We start from the raw sequence: 24274 nt of genomic DNA, 5'->3' as shown, positions 1-24274 counted from the left end.
CAGAAGCCGCGCTTATTGAGCGAGGCTTCTGACATAGGCGTTGAGTATATGAATGCGATCTTCGCCCAGGCGATCTGCAAATGGGGGCATAACGCCATTACGCCCATTACGCAGTACGTCAGCTATCTGTTCCCGGCTGCCACCATAGAGCCAGATGTCATTAGTCAAATCCGGCGCGCCCAGCATGGGCTGACCGCTGCCATCGGCGCCGTGACAGGCGGCACATAATTGCTGGAAGTGTGCCTGGCCGGCGTCAGCCTGGTTGCTGATATGATCGCGGCCCGACAAGCGCAGCAGGTATTCGGTGACATCGCGAATACCATACTCATCCAGAGTGCCGGACCATGCAGGCATGATGGCGCGCCGTCCCTGAGCGATGGTTACTGTCACCTGCTCAGGACTGCTGCCCCAGGTCCACTCGGCATCGGTCAGGTTGGGAAATCCATTGCCACCTGTGCCGGCGGATCCGTGGCACTGGGCACAGTTAGTGGCATACAGTCGCTGACCCATGCGCATGGCGGCAGTGTTCTGTGCCAGTTCTTCTACCGGTACCTGGCGATACTGCGCGAAAATCGGGCCGTACCGCTCTTCTGCAGCCTGCTGCTGATCAGCGAGACGCTGCTCCGATGTCCAGCCACCGATGCCGGGGAAATTGCCCAGGCCGGGGAAATAGATCAGGTAGCCCAGTGCAAAAATAATGCTCAGTACAAAGCCCCAGAACCACCAGGCGGGCATGGGATTGTCGTACTCCTCGATACCATCATATACGTGACCAGTGGTCTGGCCGGGATTTTTCACCTTGCGGTTGAAAAATAACAGCAGCGCGAAGACGATCAATGAGCCGAGTGTGCCGATAATGACAAACAGACTGAAACCGGTACTCATGAGTGGTCTCCTTTGGACGATGTTACCTGGTTTGCTTCATCTTCCTTGAATGGAAGCTGTGCGGCTTCGTCGAAATATTTTTTGCGACTGGGACCGAATGCCCACCACACAATTGCAAAAAAAGCGAGCGCAACCAGTACGGTTGAAAGGGTTCGCAGATCATTAATATCCATCAGCGTCGCTCCGATACCAGGGTGCCAAGATGTTGCAGATAAGCCACCAGTGCCTGAGCCTCGGTGACCCCCTCCAGGCCGTCCGTTGCATTGGCAATGTCCTCATCGGTGTAAGGCACGCCGATACGCTGCAGGGCTCGCAGTTTGCGAGGTGTCACATCCAGGTTGAGTTCGCGTGAAAACAGCCAGGGGTAAGCGGGCATATTGGAACCGGGTACAACCGCGCGTGGATCTAACAGATGCGCATAGTGCCAGTCATCACTGTACAAACCACCAACACGCGCCAGATCCGGGCCAGTTCGTTTGGAGCCCCACAGGTGCGGGTGGTCGTAGACCAGCTCACCAGCCACCGAGTAATGCCCGTATCGCTCTACCTCAGCCCGCAGTGGGCGGATTTTTTGCGAATGGCAAGTGTTGCAGCCCTCACGGATGTAAATGTCGCGACCTTCCAGTACCAATGGTGGATAGGGCTCCAGATTTTCCATGGGTTCCTGCACAATGCGCTGCGACATCAACGGAATGATCTCAACAGCACCACCAAAGCTGACCGCCAGAATGATCAGGGGGATCAACAGGCCAAGATTTTTCTCGATCAGATCGTTCATGCCAGTGCCTCCTTTGCAGCCTCGGGCTGGTCAGTGGCAGCAGCCTGTGCCTGCTGCGCCGTTTTCCAGACGTTATAGGCCATGATCAACATGCCAAGCAGGAATATCGCGCCGCCAATAAAGCGCACAACGTAACCCGGATAGCTGGCAATAACAGATTCAATAAAGCTGTAAGTCAGGGTGCCGTCGTTGTTAACGGCTCGCCACATCAGCCCCTGCATCAAGCCGTTTACCCACATCGAAACGATATACAGAACGGTACCGATAGTGGCCAGCCAGAAGTGCAGGTCAATCAGCTTGACACTGTACATCTCGCCGAATTTGCGTCCATACATGATGGGTATCATGTGATAAACCGCGCCAATGGAGATCATGGCCACCCAGCCCAGCGCACCCGCATGCACGTGCCCCACTGTCCAGTCAGTCATGTGTGACAGGGCGTTCACCGACTTGATCGACAGCATTGGTCCCTCAAATGTAGACATACCATAAAAAGACAATGACACTACCAGGAATTTCAGAATCGGGTCGGTGCGCAATTTGTCCCAGGCACCTGACAGGGTCATGATGCCGTTGATCATGCCTCCCCATGAGGGCGCAATGAGGATGATCGACATGGCCATGCCCAGACTCTGAGTCCAGTCAGGCAGTGCGGTGTAATGCAAGTGGTGGGGACCGGCCCAGACGTAAATGGCAATCAGTGCCCAGAAGTGCACCACTGACAGGCGATAGGAGTAAACCGGTCGCTCCGCCTGCTTGGGTACAAAGTAATACATGATGCCCAGAAAGCCTGCTGTGAGGAAAAAGCCTACGGCGTTGTGACCCCACCACCACTGCACCATGGCATCTACTGTGCCTGCATAGATGGAATAGGATTTGGTCAGTGTGACCGGTACTGCCAGGTTATTGACAATGTGCAAAATGGCAACGGCAAGAATGAAGGCTGAGAAAAACCAGTTGGCCACATAGATATGTTTTTGTTTGCGCTTCATGATGGTGCCAAAGAACAGGATAGCGTAGGCTACCCACACGATGGCAATGAGAATTGAAATCGGCCACTCCAGCTCGGCATATTCCTTTGAGGTGGTCATGCCCATTGGCAGGGTGATTACCGCCAGCACGATAATGGTTTGCCAGCCCCAGAACACAAAAGAGGCCAGCCCATCGCTGATCAGCCTGGTCTGGCAGGTGCGCTGGACTATAAACAGGGAGGTTGCCATTAGCGCGCTGCCGCCGAACGCGAAAATCACACCGTTGGTATGTAGCGGACGCAGGCGACCGTAACTCAGCCAGGCGGTGTCAAAGTTCAGTGCCGGCCAGGCCAGTTGCGCGGCAATCAGTACACCGACTGCCATGCCAACAATGCCCCAAAGGACGGTGGCTATGGTGAACTGATGGACAACTTTATAGTTATATTCCGTATTGAGGGACATGGGAAAACCATCCGTATTTTTATAGGAGTGGGACTCAGAAACTCTACTACAACGCACTAGGGCTGTGAACCGATTCGTTAGATCGATATCGACGGCCATCAACAGCGGGGGATAGTATTTTTATTGGTGCCTGCCAGGCGTGAAGCGGGTAGCGCCGAGCATGATAGTGTAGGAATGCATTTACTGATATTGACCCAGATCAAGTTTTGCAGGAGCTGGGTCAATAAGGATTTTTTGGGAGAAGTATTTATGTCAGAAACGCTCGAAGGCGCCCTGAGTCAATTAGGCAAGGCGGCAAGCTATGTCGATTTGCCGGACGAAGTGCTGGACATGTTGAAGTATCCGGCGGAGGTCCTTGCCTGTCGCCTTACTATCCGCATGGATAATGGTGCCCGCAAGACATTTCAGGCCTGGCGCTGTCGCTATGACGGATCGCGCGGGCCAACTAAAGGTGGTATCCGGTTTCATCCGGATGCCAGTGAGGACGAAGTGATCTCGCTGGCGTTCTGGATGACTTTCAAATGTGCAGTGGCGGGGTTGCCGTTTGGGGGTGCCAAAGGTGCTATTCGAGTTGATCCGCGCAGCCTGTCCAGGGCGGAGCTGGAGCGTCTGTCACGCGCCTACGTCAGGGCATTTGCCTCGATGATAGGCCCGGATCGCGATATTCCTGCACCGGATGTTTACACCAATGCCATGATCATGGGCTGGATGGCTGACGAGTACTCATCGCTGGTGGGGCGTCCGACGCCCGCTGTGATTACAGGCAAGCCGCTTGAACTGGGTGGCTCAGTCGGGCGTGTAGAAGCCACGGCGCGTGGTGGTTTTCATGTGCTTAAGCACCTGATTACCGAGCTGGGGCTCGACCAGACAGAAAAACGGGTGATCATACAGGGATTTGGCAATGCCGGTTCGGCCATGGCAAACATGTTGCACCGCGATGGCTGGAAGATTGTTGGGGTGGCTGACTCCGGTGGAGGCATCTATTGTCCGGATGGTCTGGATCCTGAAAAAGTGAAGGCCTGCAAGCGCGATCGTGGATCAGTCACCGATTACGCCAATCAATCCGGGGTGTCTGCCAACGTGATGGAGCGTGATGAGCTGTTTTCCCAGGTTTGCGATGTGATCATTCCGGCAGCTCTGGAAGATCAGATCAATAGCGCCAATGCCGGCAAGATTTGTGCAAAGGTGATTCTCGAGCTTGCCAATGGCCCGGTTACATCGGGTGCCGATAAAGTACTGGCGAAAAACCATGTAATAGTTGTGCCAGACATCCTGGCAAATGCCGGAGGGGTCACGGTTTCCTATTTCGAGTGGGTGCAGAACCGGCAGGGTTTCTACTGGACGGAATCAGAGGTGAATGAGCGGCTGCAGCCAATTATGGAACGCGAAAGTCGTGTGATCTGGGAGCTCGCGCAAGAGAAGTCCATCACGCTGCGCACGGCGGCTTATGTCCTGGGTCTGCGGCGCCTGGCCGATACCATCAGGGCGCTGGGGACGCAGGCGTACTTTTGCCCATGAGGCTGCTGATGCCCGGCAATAGCAGTCGGGTGCGCAGCCCCTGAGTTGAACTGAACCACTCGATCTCTGCCCCGATTTCGGCAGCGCGGGTGCGAAGATTCTTCAGGCCGTTGCCCTGGCTGTGACTGTTGTTCAAACCTCTGCCATCATCGTTAACAGTGATGATCAATTTATCGTCGCTGAAATCGGTCGTGATATGCACCGCATTTGCGTTGGCGTGGCGAATAATATTGCTGACCAGTTCTTTCATGATCCGGTTGATATTGAAGGCGATCGCCGAAGGGATTATGTAGGGCGGTGTGCTGTCAGTTTGCTCCCAACGCACCGTGTGGCCAGAGCCGACCAATCGTAGCTCAGACTCTTCACGGATGTCAGCCATCAGCTCGGTCAGGTTCTGATCGGGCGTGTTGGCCCGTGAAACCGCCTGACGCAGACTTTCAAGAGTTGACCTCGCCAGGTCTCCCACTTTTACATCGTGATTGGCATGGATAATGGACAGTAGTCTTGAGCCCACATCATCATGCAGATCACGGTATATTTTTTGGCGCTCCATTTCTGCTGCCTGACGGATTTCCAGTTTGCGGCGCTCCTCAAAGCTGCGTGCGATGATCTGTCGACTCACCTCAATTTTTTGTTCAAGCTCCCGGTTAAGTGTTTCTGAAATGGACAGTGCCTGCGTGAAGCGCCGCAACAGCACGGCCGCAAAGATCAACAGTAATACCGGGATACCGAAGTGTGAATATACCAATGTACCGTCCCAGCCATCGTTCTGATTGAAGAACATTTGCGATGCGTTGAGCAGGAACAAAGCGATCTGTGCCGAGATGGTTGTTGCCACGATTATCGCTTCCGTTTTATGTTCGCGCACCGCCAGCAATATTACCCGGACGATCATGGACAGCAGCACCGTAACGCCGACCAGGTGCATGGCATAGGCGCTGTACCAGAACATGCTGGCCGGAACCAGCAGATGCACGAGTGCTGCAAGAATTGTCCAACCCAGAAATAGTTTTTCCAGCGGTGGTCTGTAAGTACCGGCCAGGCGCCCGATAAATCCGTAGATAAAAAAGATGCAACTGTCCATGGCGATATGCACGATGGGCAGCCATAGACCGTAGGGTATCGGATTGTAATAAATCACAGTTTGCAGGGTACCTATGGCCCAGGTGCAACAAATGCAACTGAACCACAGGTAGATAGTGTCGTGGCGTCGGATGAGCCATAAACCCAGGGTGAATGCGGCCATGGTGGCGGCGAAGGCCAGCAGTATCTGATTCAGAGTCACCTGCTGAAATAGTCGACGCTCCTGCATATCCTGCAGGGTGTCCTTGTCTCCCAGTATGGGAGGCGCCAGATTACCACCCCATTCTGTGACGTGAAGCTGTACCAGGATTTCATTGGGTCCGGAGCGCCACTGGTTATCAGCGATGTTTGCCAGCAGTGGGCGATTCCAGGCCGTAGTTGTGCGTCCCGGACGCCTCCCGTTGGCAGCGATCTCTATGCCGTTGAAGTAGACAGTCAACGCCAGATTGTAGCGCCAGAACAGAATGCTCAAATTCGGTTCGCTTGACGGGCGTGATACTGTGAAGCGCAACCAAAGATGCCCGGTAGAGGTGGCCTGTTGCCATTGTTCTGCGGTCAGATCAGTGCTGACAAATGGCAGTTTTGCACTTTGCCAGCTGGCCGTTGCCGGCGGCAGCTCCGGGCTGCTGTGAGTGAACAGTTCCGCGTTCTGCAGTTCAACGAAGGGCGTTGAACTCTGCTGCGCGCAAGCGGCGAAGCTCCACAGCCCCATCATGACAGTCAAAAACAGTTTTACCACGGCGGTCTTATCCCTGAATATGGACCCCTAATTCTGGGGGTATACTTCCTGTTTCTCATTGTCTACAGTCAGTCGCTAAAAGCAACGGTTTCATGAAGGAAACAGGCATGATGTGGTCTTCGGACGAGGCCAGCGCACTGGTCGTTGAAGATAATCCCGACACCCGGCAGTGGCTGGTTTCCTGCGTGAAATCCGCCTTTCCCGAACTGCGGGTAGAGGTGGCGGCGGATCTGGCAACAGCGCTTGAACTGATTGACGGTCGGCTGTTCGATCTTGCCCTGGTCGATCTGGGTTTACCTGATGGCAGCGGTATGGATGTGATCCGGGCCCTGAATCGACAGGAACATACCTGCTACGTGGTAGTGGCTACCATTTACGATGATGATAAAAACCTGTTTTCGGCGTTAAAAGCGGGAGCCAGAGGGTACATTCTGAAAGATCAGGATCAAGATCGTATAGTCGGTTACCTGAAAGGCATCAAAAAGAATCAACCGCCCATGTCGGCCGCCTCTTCACAGCGATTGATTGACCATTTTAACAACAAGGGTTCAGCACTCAGCCAGGTTAATCTAACTCCCCGGGAAATCGATGTGTTGTGCCTGATAGGCAAGGGTTATAGTGTCGACGTGGCCGCCAGCATGCTGGCACTGTCTGCCGATACTGTGAAAGGGTATGTGAAAAGTATTTATGCCAAGCTGGGTGTTTCCAATCGTTCAGAGGTGACGCTGGAAGCGATCCGGCTTGGCATAATTGAGGCCGATTAAACGTCTGTCAGCTTACCGGCTCTGACTCTGTCGGTTGTCCCGGCGGGCGGACATGGGGCGATCGGCATTGAACCCTGAGCGTCGTGATGGGACGTTCGGTCGTGAACGACGCGGTGGCTGCGCCCGACGAGCGGGTGCTGGTGCTGCACTGGGTCGTGCCGTTGGCTCAAAGCCAGGCACTGCTGCAGATGGCAGGCGTTGCTTGAGCAGTTTTTCGATAGCGCGCAATTGCTTGTGCTGCTCCTGATCCACCAGTGAGATGGCTTTGCCGTCCGCGCCGGCCCGTGCAGTGCGGCCAATACGATGCACGTAGTCTTCCGGTACATCGGGCAGATCATAGTTAATGACGTGCGGCAGCTGGTCAATGTCGATGCCGCGGGCGGCTATATCAGTGGCCACCAGAACCTGTAGACCACCATTTTTGAACTGATGCAGGACTTTGGTGCGCTGCGCCTGGCTTTTGTTGCCGTGGATGGCGGCAGCGTGGATGCCGTCTTTTTCCAGCAGCTGAACCAGTTTGTTGGCACCATGTTTGGTACGGCTGAAAACAAGTAACTGATACCAGTTGTTACTGCGGATCAGATGGCTGAGAAGGGCCGTCTTGCGGGACTTGTCAACCGGGTGGATGATTTGCTCAATGCGCTCGGCCGTGGTGTTACGCGGAGCGACATTAATTTCCTGAGGGTTATTCAGCAGGCCTTTTGCCAGTTGCTGAATCTCATTGGAAAAGGTCGCCGAAAATAGCAGGTTTTGACGCTTGGGTGGCAGCAGGGCAAGGATCTTGCGAATGTCACGAATGAAACCCATGTCCAGCATGCGGTCAGCTTCATCCAGAACCAGTATCTCCAATTGGTCGAATTTCACAGCGTTCTGTTGATGCAGGTCCATCAGGCGGCCGGGTGTGGCGACCAGTATGTCCAGTCCGCCACGCAGCAAAGCCATTTGCGGATTAATTTTTACCCCGCCGAATACCACGGCAGAGCGAATGCGTTCATGAACACCATAGGTCTTGATGCTGTCATGCACCTGTGCGGCCAGTTCGCGGGTTGGCGTCAGCACCAGAGCACGAATCTGGTTGCTGCCAGCACGTTTACCATTGCTGAGTTTTTGCAGCATTGGCAGGGTGAAACCGGCTGTTTTGCCGGTGCCGGTTTGCGCCGATGCCATGATGTCAGAACCGCCGATAATGGCCGGGATGGCTTTAGCCTGGATGGGAGTGGGTTCGGTATATCCTTGTTCGTGAATAGCTTTAAGCAGGGTGGCCGACAGGCCAAGGTCTTCAAAATTCATTAATAATCCGGATCTTAAGTGGGAAATCACCGGCATCTTGACGGGTGTCTGATGCCTGAGGGATCCGGCAGATTGACCACTGGATCTATTTCATAAGCCGCCAGTGTAACACACTGATGCAAGTTAGAGGCACAAATGATTTGCCACTGCCGCTGCTTTTCCTTAACTTATCGGTTTTTTATAAATAATAACGAGAAGTACTGGAATGCGAGCCTCTGTTTTCCCATCTGCAATACTCACACTGACTCTGTTAGGGTCAATTTCATCCCTGCATGCACAACAGACGACGGATGAAAACTCCACCGTTGTTTATGGTGCTGATTATTTCGAGCAATGGTCGCCTGTCACCGCTCAGGACATGATAAACCGTATTCCCGGGATCGGCGCGCCGACTGGTGGCAACTTCGGCGGAAGAAACAGCGGACGAGGGCTTGGTGGCGGTGGCGGAGATCAGATACTGATTAACGGCAAGCGTGTAGCGGGCAAGGAAAATGAGGCTAACGCCCAATTGCAGCGAATTTCCGCTGACAAGGTGCGGCATATCGAGCTGATCCGCGGAACCTCGGCCGAGCTGGATGTGCGCGGAGACCAGATTCTCAATATTGTGCTGACAGAAGAGCTGTCCAGTCGCAGTTACTCCTACGAAATCAATACCGACCGATACATGGACGACCATGTCCAGCCGGGCGGCAAATTTGCGGTAAATGGCAAACAGGGCAACCTGACCTATCTCTTGAGTGCAGAAGCTGAACCCAGACATGACTACCGACCCAGCCAGGAATTCAGTGTGCTGGGTGATTTTTCGCCTAACGATCAGATTCGTGAAGAACGTAGTCGCGACCAGACCACTTACACCTATGCGGCCAATATCGCTTATGACATCACGCCTTCCAGTAGTGCGCGTCTGAATGTGCTGTATTCCGATTACGACAATACCTGGGACATCGATCGCGCTATTACTGACCTGACTGTCAGTCCGGCCGTGGCGCGTGTGGAGCGCGAAGAGACACCGGGTGAAAACAGCAACTGGGAAGTGGCTGGAGACTATGAGATTCGTTTTCAGAATGATCACCGCTTCAAGATATTGTTTATCACCAATGAGCGTAGCCAACTTAGTCAGCGAAACCGGTATCAGGTGATGCCAGACGGCTCCGAGGACAAAAACCTGTATGTGCGCTCGGATACCACCGAGCAGGAAAAGATTGTGCGGACTTCCTATTCCATGGGCCTGCTGGAAGGGCAGGATGTGGAATTTGGCATTGAGGGGGCGCAGACGACACTTGATTCAGCATTGCGGCTGGGTGTTGCCGGCACCGGTGCGATATCAGATCAGCATGGTGGACTGGTGCCGGTGCGTGTCAATAATGCCAATTCCACCGTTGAAGAAATGCGCTACGAGCCGTTTCTGGTGCATAACTGGCAGATTAATCCCCGGTTAACCCTGGAAAGCTCTGTGATTTATGAGGCATCCGAGATTACCCAGACAGGTGATGTGTTCAATCAGCGTGATTTCAGTTTTGTGAAACCCAAGTTTGACTTGCGCTTTGACTTGCGCCCGGGTGTGCAATTGCGCGCCAGTGCCACCAAGTCGGTTCGGCAGTTGAGTTTCTCTGACTTTGTGGCATCCAGCGATGATCGGGACGATGATGCCAGTACCATGGCCGGTAATGCTAACCTGCGTCAGGAGCAGGTCTGGAATTTCAATGTCAGCGGTGAATACCGTTTGCCTGACGATCTGGGGGTGATCGATGGCAATGTGTTTTACATGGAGCACTACGATGTGATTGAGCGGATCGATATTACCCGGCCGGGTGGCTCTATTCAGTCGGCCAACGGTAATATCGGTGATGGAAACATGTGGGGCATGGCGATCAACGCCAGTATTCGCATGAACATTATCAATATGCCTAACCTGATGATCACGTCGCGTTTTAACGTCAAAGATTCTGAAATCACTGATCCATTTCTGGGTATCACCCGACGTTTTCAGAACTACGATCGCGGTCGCTTTCAGCTCGGATTCCGTCATGATGTGCCGCAGTTACGGATGAATTACGGCCTTAACTGGAACAACCGCCTGGACGGCAATATCAAACGCTATGATGTAGATAATATCGAATCTACTTACGGCGATCCGAACGTGACAGCCTTCCTGGAGTTCGTGACCCGTAACAATGTCAGGGTGCGTTTTGATGCGCGCAATGCCACCAATAACGAGCAGTGCCGCATCAGAACCCGTTATGATGGACGAATCAGTTCCGGTGTCGTGCGTGAAATCGAAAACTATTGTTTTGATGCTGCCCGAGTGGTGTCGATCAAGATCAATGGTACTTTCTGATCGATAAGCGTGCTGCAGACCTGCTGGATTAACCGCGGACAATGACGCCGCGGTATTCCAGTGAGGCAACGCTGTGTTTGCACACACCGGCCTTCTGAATCAGTTTGCTCTCGCAGATATCACAACGCACGCATTCCTTGAAATCGACTTTCTCTTTGCGGATAGCGCCGGTCGGGCAGGCGTGTTCGCAAACCTTGCAGACTGTGCACTGCTCAACCCGTTTGATGCGTGAGATGCTGACCAGTGAAAGCACGCCCAGGGCGGCTCCCAGCGGACACATATACCGGCAATAAAAACGTTTCACAACGGTTGATGCCAACAGTATCAGAGCCAGAAGGGTCCAGAGTACCAGCGAGCTGCTGTAGAAAAACAGTGTGCCAAAAGGCTCGAAGTACTGAAAAATACTGACGCCGCTCTGCACCACCGCCATGACGATCAGCAATGCCAGCACACCATACTTGATGTAAATCGCCCTGTCGTGCAGCCAGGCGGGGACATTGCGCTGCCAGCGTTTAGGACTGAATCGACTGATGAAGTCCTGCAGTGCGCCGAATGGACAGACTGTTGAGCAAAATATTCTTCCCCAGATCAGGGTGGTGATCAATGTAAACAGCACCATCAGCAGTAAAGGAATATCGCCCAGTATCATTGATGGGCCTAGATTGATGGTGTTGGTGATATGAGAAACCGACAGAAAGCCGCCCGTCACAAAACCCAGGTATACCAGTGTTACGCTTAGTGCAGTCCATCGCAGGCGGGCGTTTTTGGTCATGAATGCGGCCATCACCAGCCAGAAGACGGCAAGCAGACCGGCGACCCGCAGCCAGTTGATATCGCTGCCTGGGCTGCCCATAGCCAGGTCTGCATCGGGCGCCTGAACTTCTCTGCCCAGCGCCAGATCCAGTTGCACGCCCTGAATCTGCACTTCAACGCTGGCGGGTGATTGTCCATTTTGAGGGTCGTAAAAAATGGTGAACGGCTGCGTAAAATCCATGCCGGGATCCAGCACCATGGCAACGGCAAAATTGCTGGTGCCGGGCTCTGCAATTTTGCCTTCGTTAGCACTGCCCGCATACACAGTTCGCAGACGCGGCATGGGGTAGGTGATATCACCCTGCTGAATTGACAGGCGCTCCTGTCGGAAAGGATCCGAGGCATTGCCAAAGATGCCGGTCAGCATCAGTTTGCCATCGTCAAAACGGCTGCTGGCTGCCCGCTCGGCGGTCGAATAGGCATCAGCCCCAATCAATATTTCGCCTAGCGCTTCATGCCCCATGTAGGTAAAAGCCAATCCAAGCTCAGTGCCATCGGGATAACCATGTTTGAGCTCGCTGATCAGGCCTTTGTCTAACATCTGCGCCCAGCTCAAAGGCTCCATATGCGCCTTGATATTGCTGGCGGTATCGACTTGAGCGCTGATGCCGCTGTCCGGCAAATAGACTGCGGCGACTCTTCGCGCTGCGTTGTAAATGCCGCGTGTTGTGGCCCAGCTGGTGATGGTGGCGCGTGAGACGCCGTCAATGTCTCGCCCGACCCGAAATTCGTCGGTCAGCGGTTTCTGGCGGAATTGTCCGCGGAACACAGGGCCGCCCATAAAATCACCGCGACTGGAGCGGAAGGATTCATTGTAATCCAGTATTCGGATAGCGGTCACAGTAGCCGTCAGATCAAGCCCGGCCAGTACATCGATAGTTGAGCTGAAACCAATTTCCTCAGGCGGCAAATCCGAGGTCTGGAATACATATCCAATGATCGGGGCGTTGCCCTGCTGATCAGCCGGTCCGTAGGCCGTAAACACCGGGGGGGTGCCCTGTTTGGCACTGAAGTGTGAGGCTTCAGGAAAGACGGCTTTTAATAATGAATCATCAACCTGGTCAGTAAATGGTGTGCGGGCGTGCAGAACAGTTGCAAACAGCAAGCTGAGCAGGAGTACAAGACTGCTTTTTTTCATGTGTTGTTATTATTCCCGGATCAGTAATTACACGTCCGCACCGACGAATACTGTCCGGATCAGCCAGGCGGAGTACATCAGGTAAGCGCTGACAAGAATAGCCCCTTCCCAGCGGTTGATACAACCCTGTTTGTTCTTGAAACCAAAGCCAAAGACAAACAGTGATAAAGTCAGGCCGACCATGACTGCCATATCCCGGGTCAGTACTTCGTGACCAACTGCCATCGGGTGGATGGCGCCGGCGATTCCTACGACAGCAAGAGTGTTAAACACGTTGGAACCCAGAATATTACCTACCGCCATATCGTGCTCGCCTTTGCGAGCGGCGATAATGGAAGAGGCCAGCTCTGGCAGTGAGGTGCCCACTGCTATGATGGTCAGCCCGATGATCAGATCGCTTACACCCAGACTTTGGGCGATGGTGACTGCCCCCCAGACCAGAATTCGTGAACTGGCAATCAGCAGTGCTAGTCCCAGCACCAGCCACAGGATGGCAGATTTAAGCGGCATGGGATGGGCCAGAGCCTCATCTACCTCGTTGGAAAGCGCGTCGTGCTGCACGCGTCGTTGATCTTTAATGCCTTGTCTGATGGTCCAACCCATCAGCAGGCCAAAAGACACAAGCAAAATAATGGCATCCAAACGACTGATCTGGTCATCCAGCATAAGGCCTGCAGACATCAGTGTGACAATCGTCAGCAGCGGCAGAGTGCGTCTTAACACCTGAGAATCCACAACGATCGGGGCGATTATCGCCGTCAGGCCCAGAATCAGAGCGATATTGCTGATGTTGGAGCCGTAAGCATTGCCCAGCGCTATGCCCGGGTTGCCCTGAGTTGAAGCCAGAGCGGAGACCACCATCTCCGGCGCTGAGGTTCCGAACCCGATGATGACAATGCCAATCAGCAGCGCTGGGACATTAAAGTGCCGTGCGGCGCTGGCGGCACCACCAACAAATCGGTCGGCACTCCAGACCAGTACAACCAGACCGCAAAAGACGGCCAGAGCAGGTAATAGCATAGTTGGTTCGCGGATGATCAAAATTCCAGAGTGTTGGAGTGTATGTCTTATGAGCTCGTTTGTCAGCGTCAATGACTGCGGAAAGACCAGTATTTGTGCCCGAGAAAACTGGTGAAAACAGGAATGATTATGCCCGTAGCATGAGCGATTTCAGGGGCATAACGGATCACTCCCAGTGCCGGCAATGCATACAGAGCCATCAGCATGCTGACGGCCCAGGTTTGAGCCAGCGCCAATGCATTGACCAGCAGGAAAAACAGAATCGAACGGGTCAGGGGCTGCGTGCTGGTTTTGAATACGAAATGGCGCGCCAGAATATAGGCCGTCACCATGCCTGTCAGGTAAGCGAGGATGACCGCAGCGGAAAACCCCATCCACGCGCTGTAGATAATACGCGAGGTAAAGTTCACAATGGCAGCGGTTCCGCCGGTGAGCAGAAATACAACAAATTGTCGTGACAGGAAGGCTTGTATCAAGCGATTGCCTCTCTGGCCAGTTTGCGACCGAATTCAATGCTTTCAGAAATGCCGCGGTCATAGGGGTAGTAGTAGGACGTATCCGCAATCCAGAGTCCGTCAATATCGCTGCGGCAGGGCGGCAGACGCTCCATAAAACCGGGTTCACAAACCGGCTGCGCATAACGGTAACGACTGGCCCGTACGTCAATGATATCTGCTTCTGTCAGGCTGGGGTTGATCCTGCACAGGTAATTTTTTACCTTTTGGATGAATACCGAATCATCCTGCTGAAATTTTTCATGATTGCCAGGCAGATAGAACGGCACATAGACCACGGCGTGATCCAACGGCCGCAGGTTTGTGTACTCGACCAGACCCGGAATATCCATCTGCGGATCGTTGATGTTGAGCCAGAACTTGTCGCTCAGCGGTTTGCGCAGCTTGGCTATGACGCAAACCACCGCAATATTGTTCAGGGCTCTATACATTTGCAGCGTGGTCTCAGGCAAATCTGGCACAAGTCTGGGCACGAAAGGCAGTGGGACAGTGCTGATGATCCGGTCAAAAGGCAACAAGCTGTTGTCAGGTAATACGATTCCGCGGATCCGGTTATTCTCTGCAGCGACCTGCCGGACCGGAGTGGCAAGTCGTATGCTGCCTCCGGCTCCGGTAATCGCGCTCGACAGTGCCTGCAGCAAAGTCTCTGAGCCGCCATCCAGATAACCCAGTTTTTCTCTCATCAGGCTATAGCGGGAATTGCCAATCCGGTGAATTCTGCTCCAGATCCAGGCCGCTGACAGGTTATCCGCAAAATTGTAAAACTTGTACTCGAACAGTGTGCGCCACAACACCCGCCAGGCTTCTTCGCCGACCCAGCGACGGATCCAGTCACCGGCTTCTAAATGATCAAGGGGGCGCCAGTCCTTGCGTCGCGTTGACAAAAAAGCGTGCAGGCCATAGCGGACCTTGGCGGGCAGGCTCAGTCCCTTAAACATAAGCAACGCCAGCGGGTTGCCCCAGTCCTGCAAACGATTATTGTGCCAGTAGCCCATGCGGGTTTCCGTCCAGCGCATTTTGTCTGCCAGGTCCAGTTCGTCCAGTATTTGCAGCAAACCATGGTCAGAGGTGCAGTGGAAATGGTAATAGCGTTCAATCTGCAATCCACTGAAATCAAAGCTGGCAGTCATGCCACCGAGTCGGTCATCAGCTTCAAATATCGTTGGTCGATGACCATCAAGCGTCAACTGATAGGCTGCAGCCAGTCCCATCGGTCCCGCTCCGATCACGGCTATTTCCATTCAGAACTCCAGAACAACGGAGCTGTAACGCGGATCATTAAAGGTCTCCTGTAAGGCATCATGGAAGGGCGTGCAGCGCACGTCGAAAATCGCAGGCCAGTCAATCACCTCAAATTCATCTTTGGCTATCAGCGCAGCCAGTTGTTGCGTTGTAAAAGGTGGCGAGCGGTCAAAGAGCGCCCAGATCCACAGCAGGCTGTGGAATACCGTGATCGGTATACGCACAATCGCAGTCCGGGCTTTGGTGACCTGTCTGATTGCACGGATCATGTCGATATAGTGGATCTTTTCATGACCGGAGATATTAAAGATACCGTGCTCCGGCCGCGTTCTGATGCAGCTGATAATGATGTCGCAGAAATCGCCAACATACAGCGGCTGGCGCACATAGCGGCCATGACCGGGAATGGGAAATATTGGCACTCTTTTCATGAATCGTGACAGCCAGCCAAGGTGCTTGCGATCGAACCAGCCAAACATCAGTGTCGGTCTGAGAATGGGGCAGGCGATGCCGCTGTTGATCACAAGTTTTTCCTGTTCACGTTTGCTGCGACTGTAGAAGTCATCGGCAACCGATTCCACAACAGATGAACTGATGTGAACCAGATAAGGTGGATTGTCCGCAGACTGGATGGATTCCAGGATAAGGCGAGTGGTGTCCACATTATTGCGGACAAATTGCTGGTAATCCAGGCCACCGATCTGTGCCTGCAGCATGATGACAATGTCGGCTCTGCTGACCTGTGTCTGCCATGCTCCGGGCTCGGCGAGATCTGCGTATTCGCATACTACGTCAGGTTGCACTTGTTGCAGAATCTCGAGATTACGGCGGTGTTTGTCCAGCACCAGCAGATTTTGGTAGCCTTTTGCCTTAAGCCGTGCGACCAGATTCTGGCCTACCAGCCCGGCACCGCCCGGCAGTACTATTCGAATGTCTGATCTGTCGGTCATGCTTGTCTCATTTGTATCGTTAAATCTGCGCCGGGACATCTATTATCAGACTGCAATCGACGTCAAGGCCTGCAAATTCAATGGGTTCGCCGAGGCTGTCGATTGCCAGATATCCCCGGAGGCCGGCCAGGTAGGCCTCTTTGGTCACGGCGTCGCGTACATCAGGTCGGGGCTGTCCGGTCAGTGCAAATCCGGCTGTGGTGCCGGTCGCGCTCACCAGTCTGATAAGATGCGGTGCCTGGTTGTGAGAGGCACTGAACAGCCAGCCATCTATGCGCACAAAGCGGGGTTCAGTTGCAATTGCACTGACCTGATCAAGATGGCCGACGCACTGACTGCCTGTCCGCACTGCGGTGCGGCGGCCAATCTGCTCTCGCAGATTATGCCATGGATAATCGGCAAAAATACCAACATCGTAGGCCGATGCCACCTCGACTGTATTAATGAGCCCCTCATCCATTACATAGATGGTATTGATCTGGGGTTCATCCCGGACGTCCATCTCCAGAGCCAGCATCGCTACAGCACGATCGAATATCCGTTGATGCTGAGGTGTCAGTGCAGCGGTTTGATGCCATAGCATCACGCTTGCCAGCGCTGCAGCAATGATCAGGCTCAAGATCCTGTTGTTTTTCATCCGATTGATTAATGGGGGCAGGTACAACCATAAGAGGGCCGCCCATGCCATCAGGGCAGGTGTTGTGTAACGGTAGGTCACCGCCTGATTGATGCCAAAGATCAAGCGGCCGCTGCCGGTGCCAAGCGCTGTGCCCGTCAGGTACACGATATAAAAAATAAGTGCCAGCCGGATCAGGTTGTCACGCGGTGCCCGCACCGCAGGCCATAATGCACGGAGTGTTAGTATGGTCATAACAACTGTGCTGATGCGGGCTGCCCACAGGCCGGTTTCTCCTTCGCCCGCCAGCACATAAAAAGGCGTGCCGAGATAAAGCAGAACATAGTGTGCCAGCTCGACGGGTTGCGTCACCAGTGTTGTGATCACCGAGCCATGATCACCTGGCCTCTGATAGTCCAGGAAATAGGCAGTCAGCAGAACGACCGACAGAGCTGCCAGCGCCAGTATACGTTTTGCGCTCATTCGGGTGATGAATGCGTAAAGAGTCATTAAAGGCAGTGTGATGATGCCGTTGGCCATAGTGCCCATTGCGAGTGCGCCCGCCCCGCAGGCGCCGGCAAAGTGCCAGATGCCTGATGTGCTCAGGTTGGCAGCCCGGCTGAGCAGGTACAACGCAATCAATGGCAGCAATTGCGCCAGAAAAAACTGACTCTGGAATGCCCAGGCCAGATTTTCCTCCTGCATCCATTGAAACAGCCAGGCGCTTAGAAAAGCGGTTGCCACATACAACGGGGCATCTGATTCCCGGTTGTGCAGGTATTGCCTGGCTATCACGAAAAAAGTTGCGACAGCCGTGAGCACAATGACAAAATTTGCAGTGAGTAGAAAGACACTGCGACCGCCGAAGAAAGCATAATCCAGCCAGAACAGCAGTCGGGACAGCACGATCCGGTGCTCGTTGTGTTGAGCCCACCACACGGCATGATTGCCATCAGCCACAGCCATGTAAAATCCGAGTGTAGCTCCCCACATATCCCAGTAGGGTACCGGTGAAAAACCGATCACCGTTCCAACAGCAGCCATACCCAGCATGCTCAGCGCGAACAGCATTGCTATCGAGACAAGTGGATTATGACTCAACCAGTGCATCGTTCAGATATCCATACGATTGAATACAAAGCCGGGTAAATGTCGGATAAGCATCATGATAATCGCCCACTTGCCTGGCACATAAACAATCGGTTTGCCCCTGGCGATGGCGCTGACGATGTCGGCGGCGACGCTTTCGACGGGCGCCAGTCGCGCACCCTGTTGCTTCAGGTGACGGGTCATAGGTGTGTCGGTAGGCCCTGGTTTGATCAACACAATCTTTACGCCGGTTCCTGCTGCCCGGTGTTGTAATCCCTGTGCGTAACGTGTAACCAGACCCTTGGCCGAACCGTACACATAGTTGGACCGGCGACCACGATCACCGGCCACTGAACCGATCATTGCCAGGGTGCCGTGTCCGCGCTCGAACATACGTCTGGCAAAAGCTTCGGCGAACAGTACCGGCGAAACGCCGTTTAACTGCAAGGCATCAGCAGTTTCCTGCAGAGACGATTGGCAAGCAACCTGATCAGGCAGGGTACCGTGCGCGATGAGGACTATATCCGGACTGCTTGCCGCCAGAATCGCGCATACCTGCTGTTCAATGTGCGCCGGATCCGTAAAGTTCATGCACACAGGAGTGATAGTTGCTTCAGGCTGCCTTATACGCAAGTCGTCGCTGACCATTCCCAGTTTTTCTGCGTCTCTTGCCAATAAATGAAATGACCTGGCGCCTTGCCTTGCCCACAGACGGGCGCACTGTTCCGCAATGGCTGAAGTGGCGCCAACGATGACGATGTCTGGTCCGGTCTGTTTCATGTAAGTGCCTCCTGCAGCATGCGGTCAGCTGCCCAGTAATCGTCTGGACAGATCGGAACTGACACCCGGATCCCTGTGCGGGAGGAAGTCAGGTAGTTGTGGGTAACCCCGCCTAAACATAGCGGCTGCCATACGGGCGTCTTTGGCTGCGTAAAGGCGACCGCCGGCTTGCATGACAATCTGGTCCAGACGATCAAACAGCGCCAGTGTGGTTTCGCCGCAGTCGGGAAAATCGAGTGCCAGTGTGGCACCGGCTTGTGGAAAGCTGAGCAAACCGGCAGCTGGGCGATCAGCAAAAGTTTTCAAAACCGCGAGAAAAGAGCCTTGCCCACTGGCATTAATTTCGTCAAGCAAGGATTGAATGGCATCCGCAGCCATTGGTTCAGGAATCACGCATTGATACTGGTAGAAACCTCTTGGGCCATACATTCGATTCCAGTTGCGAATACCGTCCAGCGGGTAGAAAAAAGACTGATAGTGAGCCTGAGCCAAACCTTTTTTTCGGGCGTTTAACGAGTAGTAGGCCTGATTGAACGGACGCAGACTGAAACGGTTGACAAGCGAAACGGGGGGCGTAAACGGCATGTTCAGACTTTTGCCGGTCGAAGGAACGGCTGTCTTTTCCGGCATGGCAATATGGTTGGCACGCAAAAATATACCACGTGGCTGTCTGCCGGACAGGCAGTCGATCCAGGCGACGGTATGTTCCCAGTCTACTTCTGATTGCTCTGCCAGTTCAAAAAAATCAGCCAGGCCGCGGAAGGGCACTGATTCGGTCTGCAGCCAGGGTGATTCTACCTTGCGCAGTTGCAACTCCGCTTCGATAATGATCCCGGTTAATCCCATGCCGCCAATAGTGGCCTGTCTGAGAGAGGCATGCTGGTTTTGTCGGGTGCAATGCTGTACACCATTGTCTGTGCGATGCAGATGGATCGACAGAACATGGTCCCCGAATGTCCCGTGGATGTGATGGTTTTTACCATGCACATCATTGGCGATAGCACCACCCACTGTGATTAGTTCGGTGCCCGGTGTCACTGGCAGCATCCAGCCGCGCGGCACCAGCAGCTGCTGTATATCCCTCAACAGGACACCGGCTTCGCAGCGAAGCACACCGGTTTCTTGATCGAATGCTATCAGCCGGTTCAGTCCATAGGTAAGCCAGATATTGCCGCCTTTATTAAGACACATGTCACCGTAGCTTCTGCCCATGCCGTAGCAGATTCCCGGTATGTTATTGCTGACAGAGTTGCCCACCTTTCGCCGGTCATGCAAGACCACCGGGGCATGCGAGTGGCTGCTCAAACGCCCCCAGCTCTCCAGTTTCACCATGGGAGCCCCACGGTGGCCAGTACCAGCACAGCGGCGAATCCGACTCCGGCCGCCAGGCTGGCTTTGTCCTTTACTGCAAACACCAGTGGATCGTCGTGCATCTGGCCCCGATTGGCTTGCAGCCACATCCAGCTGATCCAGAACAGCATGAAAGGCAGGGCTATCCACACGATTTCATTGTAGCGATATAACTCGATTACAGTGTCAGAATTGAAATACAGAGCGAGCACCAGAACAGCGATGTAGCCTGAGGTGACCCCTAGTGTCTGAATCAGGGGTGCGTCAGCGATAACATAACCTCGCCCGTGTGCTCGTTGTTCACCTGCGCCTGCCTGCAATTTCAGTTCGGCATAGCGTTTCACAAAAGCCAGCGACAGGAACAGAAATACTGACTCAGCCAGTAACCAGAACGTCAGCTCATTATTCGATGCTGCAGCGCCGGCCACAATGCGCAGCGTGTACAGCATCGCCAGTGCCAGGCAGTCGACCAGCATCAGGCGCTTCAGACCAAACGAATAGGCACAGGTCATAATGAAATAGACACCCAGCCACTGTACGAATGAGGTGCCGACAGCTGAGGCCAGCGCGACACTCGCCAGCAGTAACAGTGGCACCAGCATCACGCCTTGCCATGCATCGATCGCACCTGCTGCAAAGGGTCGGCGCCGCTTGCGAGGGTGGAGCCGGTCACTTTCCAGATCCAGCAGATCGTTAAGAATGTATACCGATGACGCACACAGACTGAACGCCAGAAAAGCCAGTACCAATGATCCGATGGCATCGCTGCGGTGAAGTTCGTGGGCAGCGATCAGCGGCATAAAGAGCAGGAGGTTTTTCAGCCAGTGATGAGCGCGCAACATCTTAAGCCAATTGGCTGGGCCGCGCGCCGGGTGCACAAACACTTTTTCGACTGAACTGCATTGATGTGCTTTTCTTGTGACTCCCCGGTTGGCATTCACAACAACCGCCTGACGGGCGCCGGCCCACACAGGTAAATCCTTGGCTGAGTTGCCGGCGTAGTCGTATCCACCTTTGCCGAATCGCTGAATCAGGGATTCGGCCTTTTGTTGTCCCGACAGGTTCACAACACCATCGCTCGCCATGACTTCATCAAACAGCCCCAGGTGTGAAGCTATCGCATCAGCCACGCTCCGGTCTGACGCTGTGCACAGGACAAGGGGGCGGCCAGTTTTCTTCTGTTTTCTCAGCCAGCGTATAAGGCCTTGATTGTAAGGTAATATTTCAGGATTAAAAGGGTTGCGCCGGGCCAGTTTTTCTTTAAGTGCTGCCTTACCCTCCAGCAGCCAGACAGGAATCAACATGGCAATCCAGGGCGTATCCCGGAAAGCCTTCAATGCTGATTCATGCAGCATATCGGTGTGAATCAGTGTGCCATCAAGATCGACTACAAGTGGTCGCAAATCAGTTGCCTGCTCAATCAGTCAGGTGTGTATACAGTCACAAAATCGTCGTTAATGCGACAACAAACGGTCATGGCGTCGTCGCAATTGCTCACTAATGTATCTGCACCAAACTTTACATTCGGGGACGTATAAAGTGAACAAAAAACTTATCTCAATTGCGATTCAGACAGCTTTGAGCGGTCTTGTCGTGACCCACAGTCTGGGAGCTGGTGCTCAGTCACAGGCGCCTGCCATCGAAGAGATGGTTATCGTCAGCCAGACGCGGACATTTGCTAACAGCTCGGTGACCGAAGATATGCAGAACCAGGTCTCCGCCGCTTCCAGCGTGCTGGGTGCGATTGATTACATCCCGGGCGTCCTGGTCAATGAAGGCGACGCCTTCGGCGGTGACGACTGGTCGACAACCATTTCCATTCGAGGATTTCAGGTCAGTCTGGATGAGCAGCAATTGGGCATGACCATTGATGGCATACCCAACGGAAATTCAAATTACGGCGGCGGCTCAAAAGCCAACCGCTTTATCGATACTGAAAACCTTGCTGGCATTGACGTTGTTCAGGGTACCTCAGACATCTCGTCATGGTCTCACGAGGCACTGGGTGGAAGCATGAATTTCCGTACCATGGACCCAACCGAAGAGGCCGGCCTGACGACTTCTTTGACGGTTGGTGACAACAATGCGCGCAAGTTCTATGTTCGCTATAACACTGGCGAAATCCTGCCCAATACTTACGCATGGTTGAGTGTCTCGGGTTCAGATATTGATGCCTGGATTGATGCCTCGGGTGAATCGAACCGTGATCACTTTGCGGCCAAACTGAAAGGTTACTATGAAGCGTTTGAACTGACTGGCTACCTGTCCTTTGATGATACTCACGAAGACAACTACCAGCGTGTTACCCCGCAGGAGTTTCGGGAAGACCCAAACTGGGACCGATTGACCGGTGACTGGACGGGTATTCCGCACATTGATCAATTGTATCGTCGAGGCTGGTCAACATTACGTGAGAATACGCTTGCCTATCTGAGTGCTGCCTTCGAGATCAGTGGCGTCGATGTGAATGCTTCTGTGTACTATCATGACAATAAAGGGAGAGGTGACTGGTTACCCCCTTATATTGTTGATGTTCGCAATGATGGGGCTGGCAATGCACATTCTGAATTGCAAAGCGGCAACACTGTTCTGGGCGGTTCGCCCCTCGGCAGAATCACGTTCGTTGACTCTTCGGGCGTGGCTTTGCAGCCCATTGCCGGCTGTCAGAGCTCTCTGACGTTCCCGTACGGCGGAGCGGGTGCTGCCTATGATCCGGCCTGCTTTCCCGCTGGCGCTATTCCTGTCGGTTCATACAGACATACAGTGTATGACAAACAGCGCACCGGATTTGTCGCTGATTTTGCCTGGGAGACCCAGCAGGATGGTTTCACCAACACGCTGCGCGGCGGTTTCTGGTACGAGGACAACAAGCGCAATGAATCTCGCAACTGGCTGAAGATAATCGATTCAAGGACCAGCTACAACTTTAACCACATACCCTACTGGACACAGTATGACCGCGCTTTTCCTCAGGAAACCCTGACCTGGTATCTGGAAGACACCATTCAGATGGGGGATCTGACCGCACGTCTGGGCGCGAAGCAATATCTGGTTGACCTGGAGCGCAAAAACAATCACCTGGGAGGTGTGCGCACCGCAACAGTCAATTCAGATTCTGACGTACTGCTCAGTGCCGGTCTTGTCTACAACCTGCCTGCAGAAGGCATGGAAGTGTTTGGTGGATATGCTCAGAGTTTCTCTTCGATCAAAGATGGTGTTCTTGAAGCCAATCAGACAGCGTTGGACCAGGTGGAGGCGGAAACTGCAGACAGTATGGACGTAGGTCTGCGTTATAACGACCGCAACTACAGTGTCAGTCTGACCTATTACGATATCGAGTTTGAAAATCGTATCACCTACATACCTGAGGGGTCATCAGCGGGTATCGATTACCTAGGCGAGAGCGACGGAGCTTACGTAAACGTCGGTGGTATTGAGTCGTCTGGAATCGAAGCGGCTGTCCGTGCCAATGTCACTGATGCGTTGAGCCTGTATGTGTCGTATACCAAAAATGATTCTACTTACATTGGTACACCTGACCCGGCTGCCAATGCACTGTTGGGTGTATTCCCCGGCAACACTGTCTTTGGCTCTGCTGAAGACATGTACGTGGTGTCAGCTGATTGGCGTCAGGACCGTTTCTATGCGGGCCTGAACTACAAATATGTCGGTGATCGCTGGCTGGATGCCGGTAATACCACACGTCTGGACGGCTACGGTGTTGCAGATATGTACGTGGGTGTAGAGCTGTCACAGCTCTCACCGGCCCTGAAAGGCGCAGACCTGCGCCTGAATGTCACCAACCTGACCGACAAATCCTATATTGGTGGTGTTGCTGGTGGCTGGGGTGGCTGGATAGCACCGTCCAGAACGGCGACTGCAACGATAAAAGTGGACTTCTGAAGACAGGGATGTCAGCAAGGGAACTGTTAC

At 53.7% G+C, this 24274-nt stretch carries 19 protein-coding genes; 4 read left to right on the top strand and 15 right to left on the bottom strand.

Going from position 1 to position 24274, the window contains the following annotated elements:
* Nucleotides 1–12: 12 nt before the first annotated feature.
* The 4 genes from ccoP to ccoN are packed head-to-tail and all read right to left on the bottom strand — an operon-like array spanning nucleotide 13 to nucleotide 3096.
* A complete protein-coding gene (gene ccoP / locus PS2015_RS12890; RefSeq protein ID WP_058022616.1) occupies nucleotides 13–885 on the bottom strand; it encodes a cytochrome-c oxidase, cbb3-type subunit III in 873 nt (290 codons plus the stop codon).
* Complete coding sequence (locus PS2015_RS15490; protein WP_082628133.1) at nucleotides 882–1058, bottom strand: cbb3-type cytochrome oxidase subunit 3; 177 nt, start codon at nucleotides 1056–1058, stop codon at nucleotides 882–884. The genes ccoP and PS2015_RS15490 overlap by 4 nt, the downstream gene beginning before the upstream one ends.
* Nucleotides 1058–1663, bottom strand: coding sequence for a cytochrome-c oxidase, cbb3-type subunit II (gene ccoO, locus PS2015_RS12885; protein ID WP_058022615.1), 606 nt, complete (start codon nucleotides 1661–1663; stop codon nucleotides 1058–1060). The genes PS2015_RS15490 and ccoO overlap by 1 nt, the downstream gene beginning before the upstream one ends.
* Nucleotides 1660–3096, bottom strand: a complete 1437-nt coding sequence (gene ccoN / locus PS2015_RS12880) for a cytochrome-c oxidase, cbb3-type subunit I (RefSeq protein ID WP_058022614.1) — start codon at nucleotides 3094–3096, stop codon at nucleotides 1660–1662. The genes ccoO and ccoN overlap by 4 nt, the downstream gene beginning before the upstream one ends.
* A 249-nt stretch (nucleotides 3097–3345) precedes the next feature.
* Between ccoN and PS2015_RS12875 the strand changes: the two genes are divergently transcribed.
* Nucleotides 3346–4614: a Glu/Leu/Phe/Val family dehydrogenase gene (locus tag PS2015_RS12875; protein ID WP_058023353.1), complete on the top strand. Its 1269-nt coding sequence runs from the start codon at nucleotides 3346–3348 to the stop codon at nucleotides 4612–4614.
* On the opposite strand, the gene PS2015_RS12870 is transcribed toward PS2015_RS12875, so the two are convergent.
* Nucleotides 4577–6436, bottom strand: coding sequence for a sensor histidine kinase (locus tag PS2015_RS12870; RefSeq protein ID WP_058022613.1), 1860 nt, complete (start codon nucleotides 6434–6436; stop codon nucleotides 4577–4579). The genes PS2015_RS12875 and PS2015_RS12870 overlap by 38 nt on opposite strands.
* Nucleotides 6437–6543: 107 nt before the next feature.
* On the opposite strand from PS2015_RS12870, the gene PS2015_RS12865 reads away from it, so the two are divergent.
* Entirely contained in the window at nucleotides 6544–7200 is a 657-nt protein-coding gene (locus PS2015_RS12865) for a response regulator (RefSeq protein WP_169792322.1), read from the top strand.
* Between the two features lie 12 nt (nucleotides 7201–7212).
* On the opposite strand, the gene PS2015_RS12860 is transcribed toward PS2015_RS12865, so the two are convergent.
* Nucleotides 7213–8490, bottom strand: a complete 1278-nt coding sequence (locus PS2015_RS12860; RefSeq protein WP_058022611.1) for a DEAD/DEAH box helicase — start codon at nucleotides 8488–8490, stop codon at nucleotides 7213–7215.
* A 205-nt stretch (nucleotides 8491–8695) separates the two neighbouring features.
* Here PS2015_RS12860 and PS2015_RS12855 point away from each other — a divergent pair, with 205 nt between their 5' ends.
* Complete coding sequence (locus tag PS2015_RS12855) at nucleotides 8696–10828, top strand: TonB-dependent receptor domain-containing protein (RefSeq protein WP_058022610.1); 2133 nt, start codon at nucleotides 8696–8698, stop codon at nucleotides 10826–10828.
* A 28-nt stretch (nucleotides 10829–10856) separates the two neighbouring features.
* Here the strand turns inward: PS2015_RS12855 and PS2015_RS12850 are convergent, their stop codons facing one another.
* The 9 genes from PS2015_RS12850 to PS2015_RS12810 form a co-directional block, all read right to left on the bottom strand.
* Nucleotides 10857–12779, bottom strand: a complete 1923-nt coding sequence (locus tag PS2015_RS12850; protein WP_058022609.1) for a NosR/NirI family protein — start codon at nucleotides 12777–12779, stop codon at nucleotides 10857–10859.
* A gap of 27 nt (nucleotides 12780–12806) precedes the next feature.
* Complete coding sequence (locus PS2015_RS12845; protein WP_058022608.1) at nucleotides 12807–13799, bottom strand: calcium/sodium antiporter; 993 nt, start codon at nucleotides 13797–13799, stop codon at nucleotides 12807–12809.
* A gap of 68 nt (nucleotides 13800–13867) precedes the next feature.
* Nucleotides 13868–14275, bottom strand: a complete 408-nt coding sequence (locus PS2015_RS12840) for a GtrA family protein (protein WP_058022607.1) — start codon at nucleotides 14273–14275, stop codon at nucleotides 13868–13870.
* Nucleotides 14272–15555 (bottom strand): NAD(P)/FAD-dependent oxidoreductase, encoded by a 1284-nt coding sequence (locus PS2015_RS12835; protein WP_058022606.1) that lies wholly within the window; start codon nucleotides 15553–15555, stop codon nucleotides 14272–14274. Before PS2015_RS12835 ends, PS2015_RS12840 begins: the two co-directional genes overlap by 4 nt.
* The gene (locus tag PS2015_RS12830; protein ID WP_082628243.1) at nucleotides 15556–16506 is read right to left on the bottom strand and encodes an NAD-dependent epimerase/dehydratase family protein; all 951 of its coding nucleotides are present in this window, start codon (nucleotides 16504–16506) and stop codon (nucleotides 15556–15558) included.
* A 19-nt stretch (nucleotides 16507–16525) separates the two neighbouring features.
* On the bottom strand, nucleotides 16526–18232 hold the full coding sequence (locus PS2015_RS12825) for a hypothetical protein (RefSeq protein ID WP_156412741.1): 1707 nt from the start codon (nucleotides 18230–18232) through the stop codon (nucleotides 16526–16528).
* Between the two features lie 3 nt (nucleotides 18233–18235).
* A complete protein-coding gene (locus PS2015_RS12820) occupies nucleotides 18236–18991 on the bottom strand; it encodes an SDR family NAD(P)-dependent oxidoreductase (RefSeq protein WP_058022603.1) in 756 nt (251 codons plus the stop codon).
* Between the two features lie 24 nt (nucleotides 18992–19015).
* The gene (locus tag PS2015_RS12815; RefSeq protein ID WP_058022602.1) at nucleotides 19016–20323 is read right to left on the bottom strand and encodes an FAD-binding oxidoreductase; all 1308 of its coding nucleotides are present in this window, start codon (nucleotides 20321–20323) and stop codon (nucleotides 19016–19018) included.
* Nucleotides 20317–21744 (bottom strand): UbiA family prenyltransferase, encoded by a 1428-nt coding sequence (locus tag PS2015_RS12810; RefSeq protein ID WP_257721204.1) that lies wholly within the window; start codon nucleotides 21742–21744, stop codon nucleotides 20317–20319. Before PS2015_RS12810 ends, PS2015_RS12815 begins: the two co-directional genes overlap by 7 nt.
* 136 nt (nucleotides 21745–21880) lie before the next feature.
* Here PS2015_RS12810 and PS2015_RS12805 point away from each other — a divergent pair, with 136 nt between their 5' ends.
* On the top strand, nucleotides 21881–24244 hold the full coding sequence (locus PS2015_RS12805) for a TonB-dependent receptor (RefSeq protein WP_169792321.1): 2364 nt from the start codon (nucleotides 21881–21883) through the stop codon (nucleotides 24242–24244).
* Nucleotides 24245–24274: the final 30 nt, after the last annotated feature.

This window comes from Pseudohongiella spirulinae, from assembly GCF_001444425.1.
GTDB lineage: Bacteria > Pseudomonadota > Gammaproteobacteria > Pseudomonadales > Pseudohongiellaceae > Pseudohongiella > Pseudohongiella spirulinae.
The sequence above is the reverse complement of the archived record's forward strand: the minus strand, read 5'-3'. Positions and strand labels throughout refer to the sequence as shown.

Coding starts and splice junctions, on each gene's coding strand:
- PS2015_RS12835 (WP_058022606.1), bottom strand. CDS start 15,555: ATGGAAATAGCCGTGATCGGAGCGGGACCGATGGGACTGGCTGCAGCC.
- PS2015_RS12865 (WP_169792322.1), top strand. CDS start 6,544: ATGATGTGGTCTTCGGACGAGGCCAGCGCACTGGTCGTTGAAGATAAT.
- PS2015_RS12820 (WP_058022603.1), bottom strand. CDS start 18,991: ATGAAACAGACCGGACCAGACATCGTCATCGTTGGCGCCACTTCAGCC.
- PS2015_RS12850 (WP_058022609.1), bottom strand. CDS start 12,779: ATGAAAAAAAGCAGTCTTGTACTCCTGCTCAGCTTGCTGTTTGCAACT.
- PS2015_RS12855 (WP_058022610.1), top strand. CDS start 8,696: ATGCGAGCCTCTGTTTTCCCATCTGCAATACTCACACTGACTCTGTTA.
- PS2015_RS12815 (WP_058022602.1), bottom strand. CDS start 20,323: ATGGTGAAACTGGAGAGCTGGGGGCGTTTGAGCAGCCACTCGCATGCC.
- PS2015_RS12830 (WP_082628243.1), bottom strand. CDS start 16,506: ATGACCGACAGATCAGACATTCGAATAGTACTGCCGGGCGGTGCCGGG.
- PS2015_RS12875 (WP_058023353.1), top strand. CDS start 3,346: ATGTCAGAAACGCTCGAAGGCGCCCTGAGTCAATTAGGCAAGGCGGCA.
- PS2015_RS12845 (WP_058022608.1), bottom strand. CDS start 13,799: ATGCTATTACCTGCTCTGGCCGTCTTTTGCGGTCTGGTTGTACTGGTC.
- ccoO (WP_058022615.1), bottom strand. CDS start 1,663: ATGAACGATCTGATCGAGAAAAATCTTGGCCTGTTGATCCCCCTGATC.
- ccoP (WP_058022616.1), bottom strand. CDS start 885: ATGAGTACCGGTTTCAGTCTGTTTGTCATTATCGGCACACTCGGCTCA.
- PS2015_RS15490 (WP_082628133.1), bottom strand. CDS start 1,058: ATGGATATTAATGATCTGCGAACCCTTTCAACCGTACTGGTTGCGCTC.
- PS2015_RS12825 (WP_156412741.1), bottom strand. CDS start 18,232: ATGCACTGGTTGAGTCATAATCCACTTGTCTCGATAGCAATGCTGTTC.
- PS2015_RS12860 (WP_058022611.1), bottom strand. CDS start 8,490: ATGAATTTTGAAGACCTTGGCCTGTCGGCCACCCTGCTTAAAGCTATT.
- ccoN (WP_058022614.1), bottom strand. CDS start 3,096: ATGTCCCTCAATACGGAATATAACTATAAAGTTGTCCATCAGTTCACC.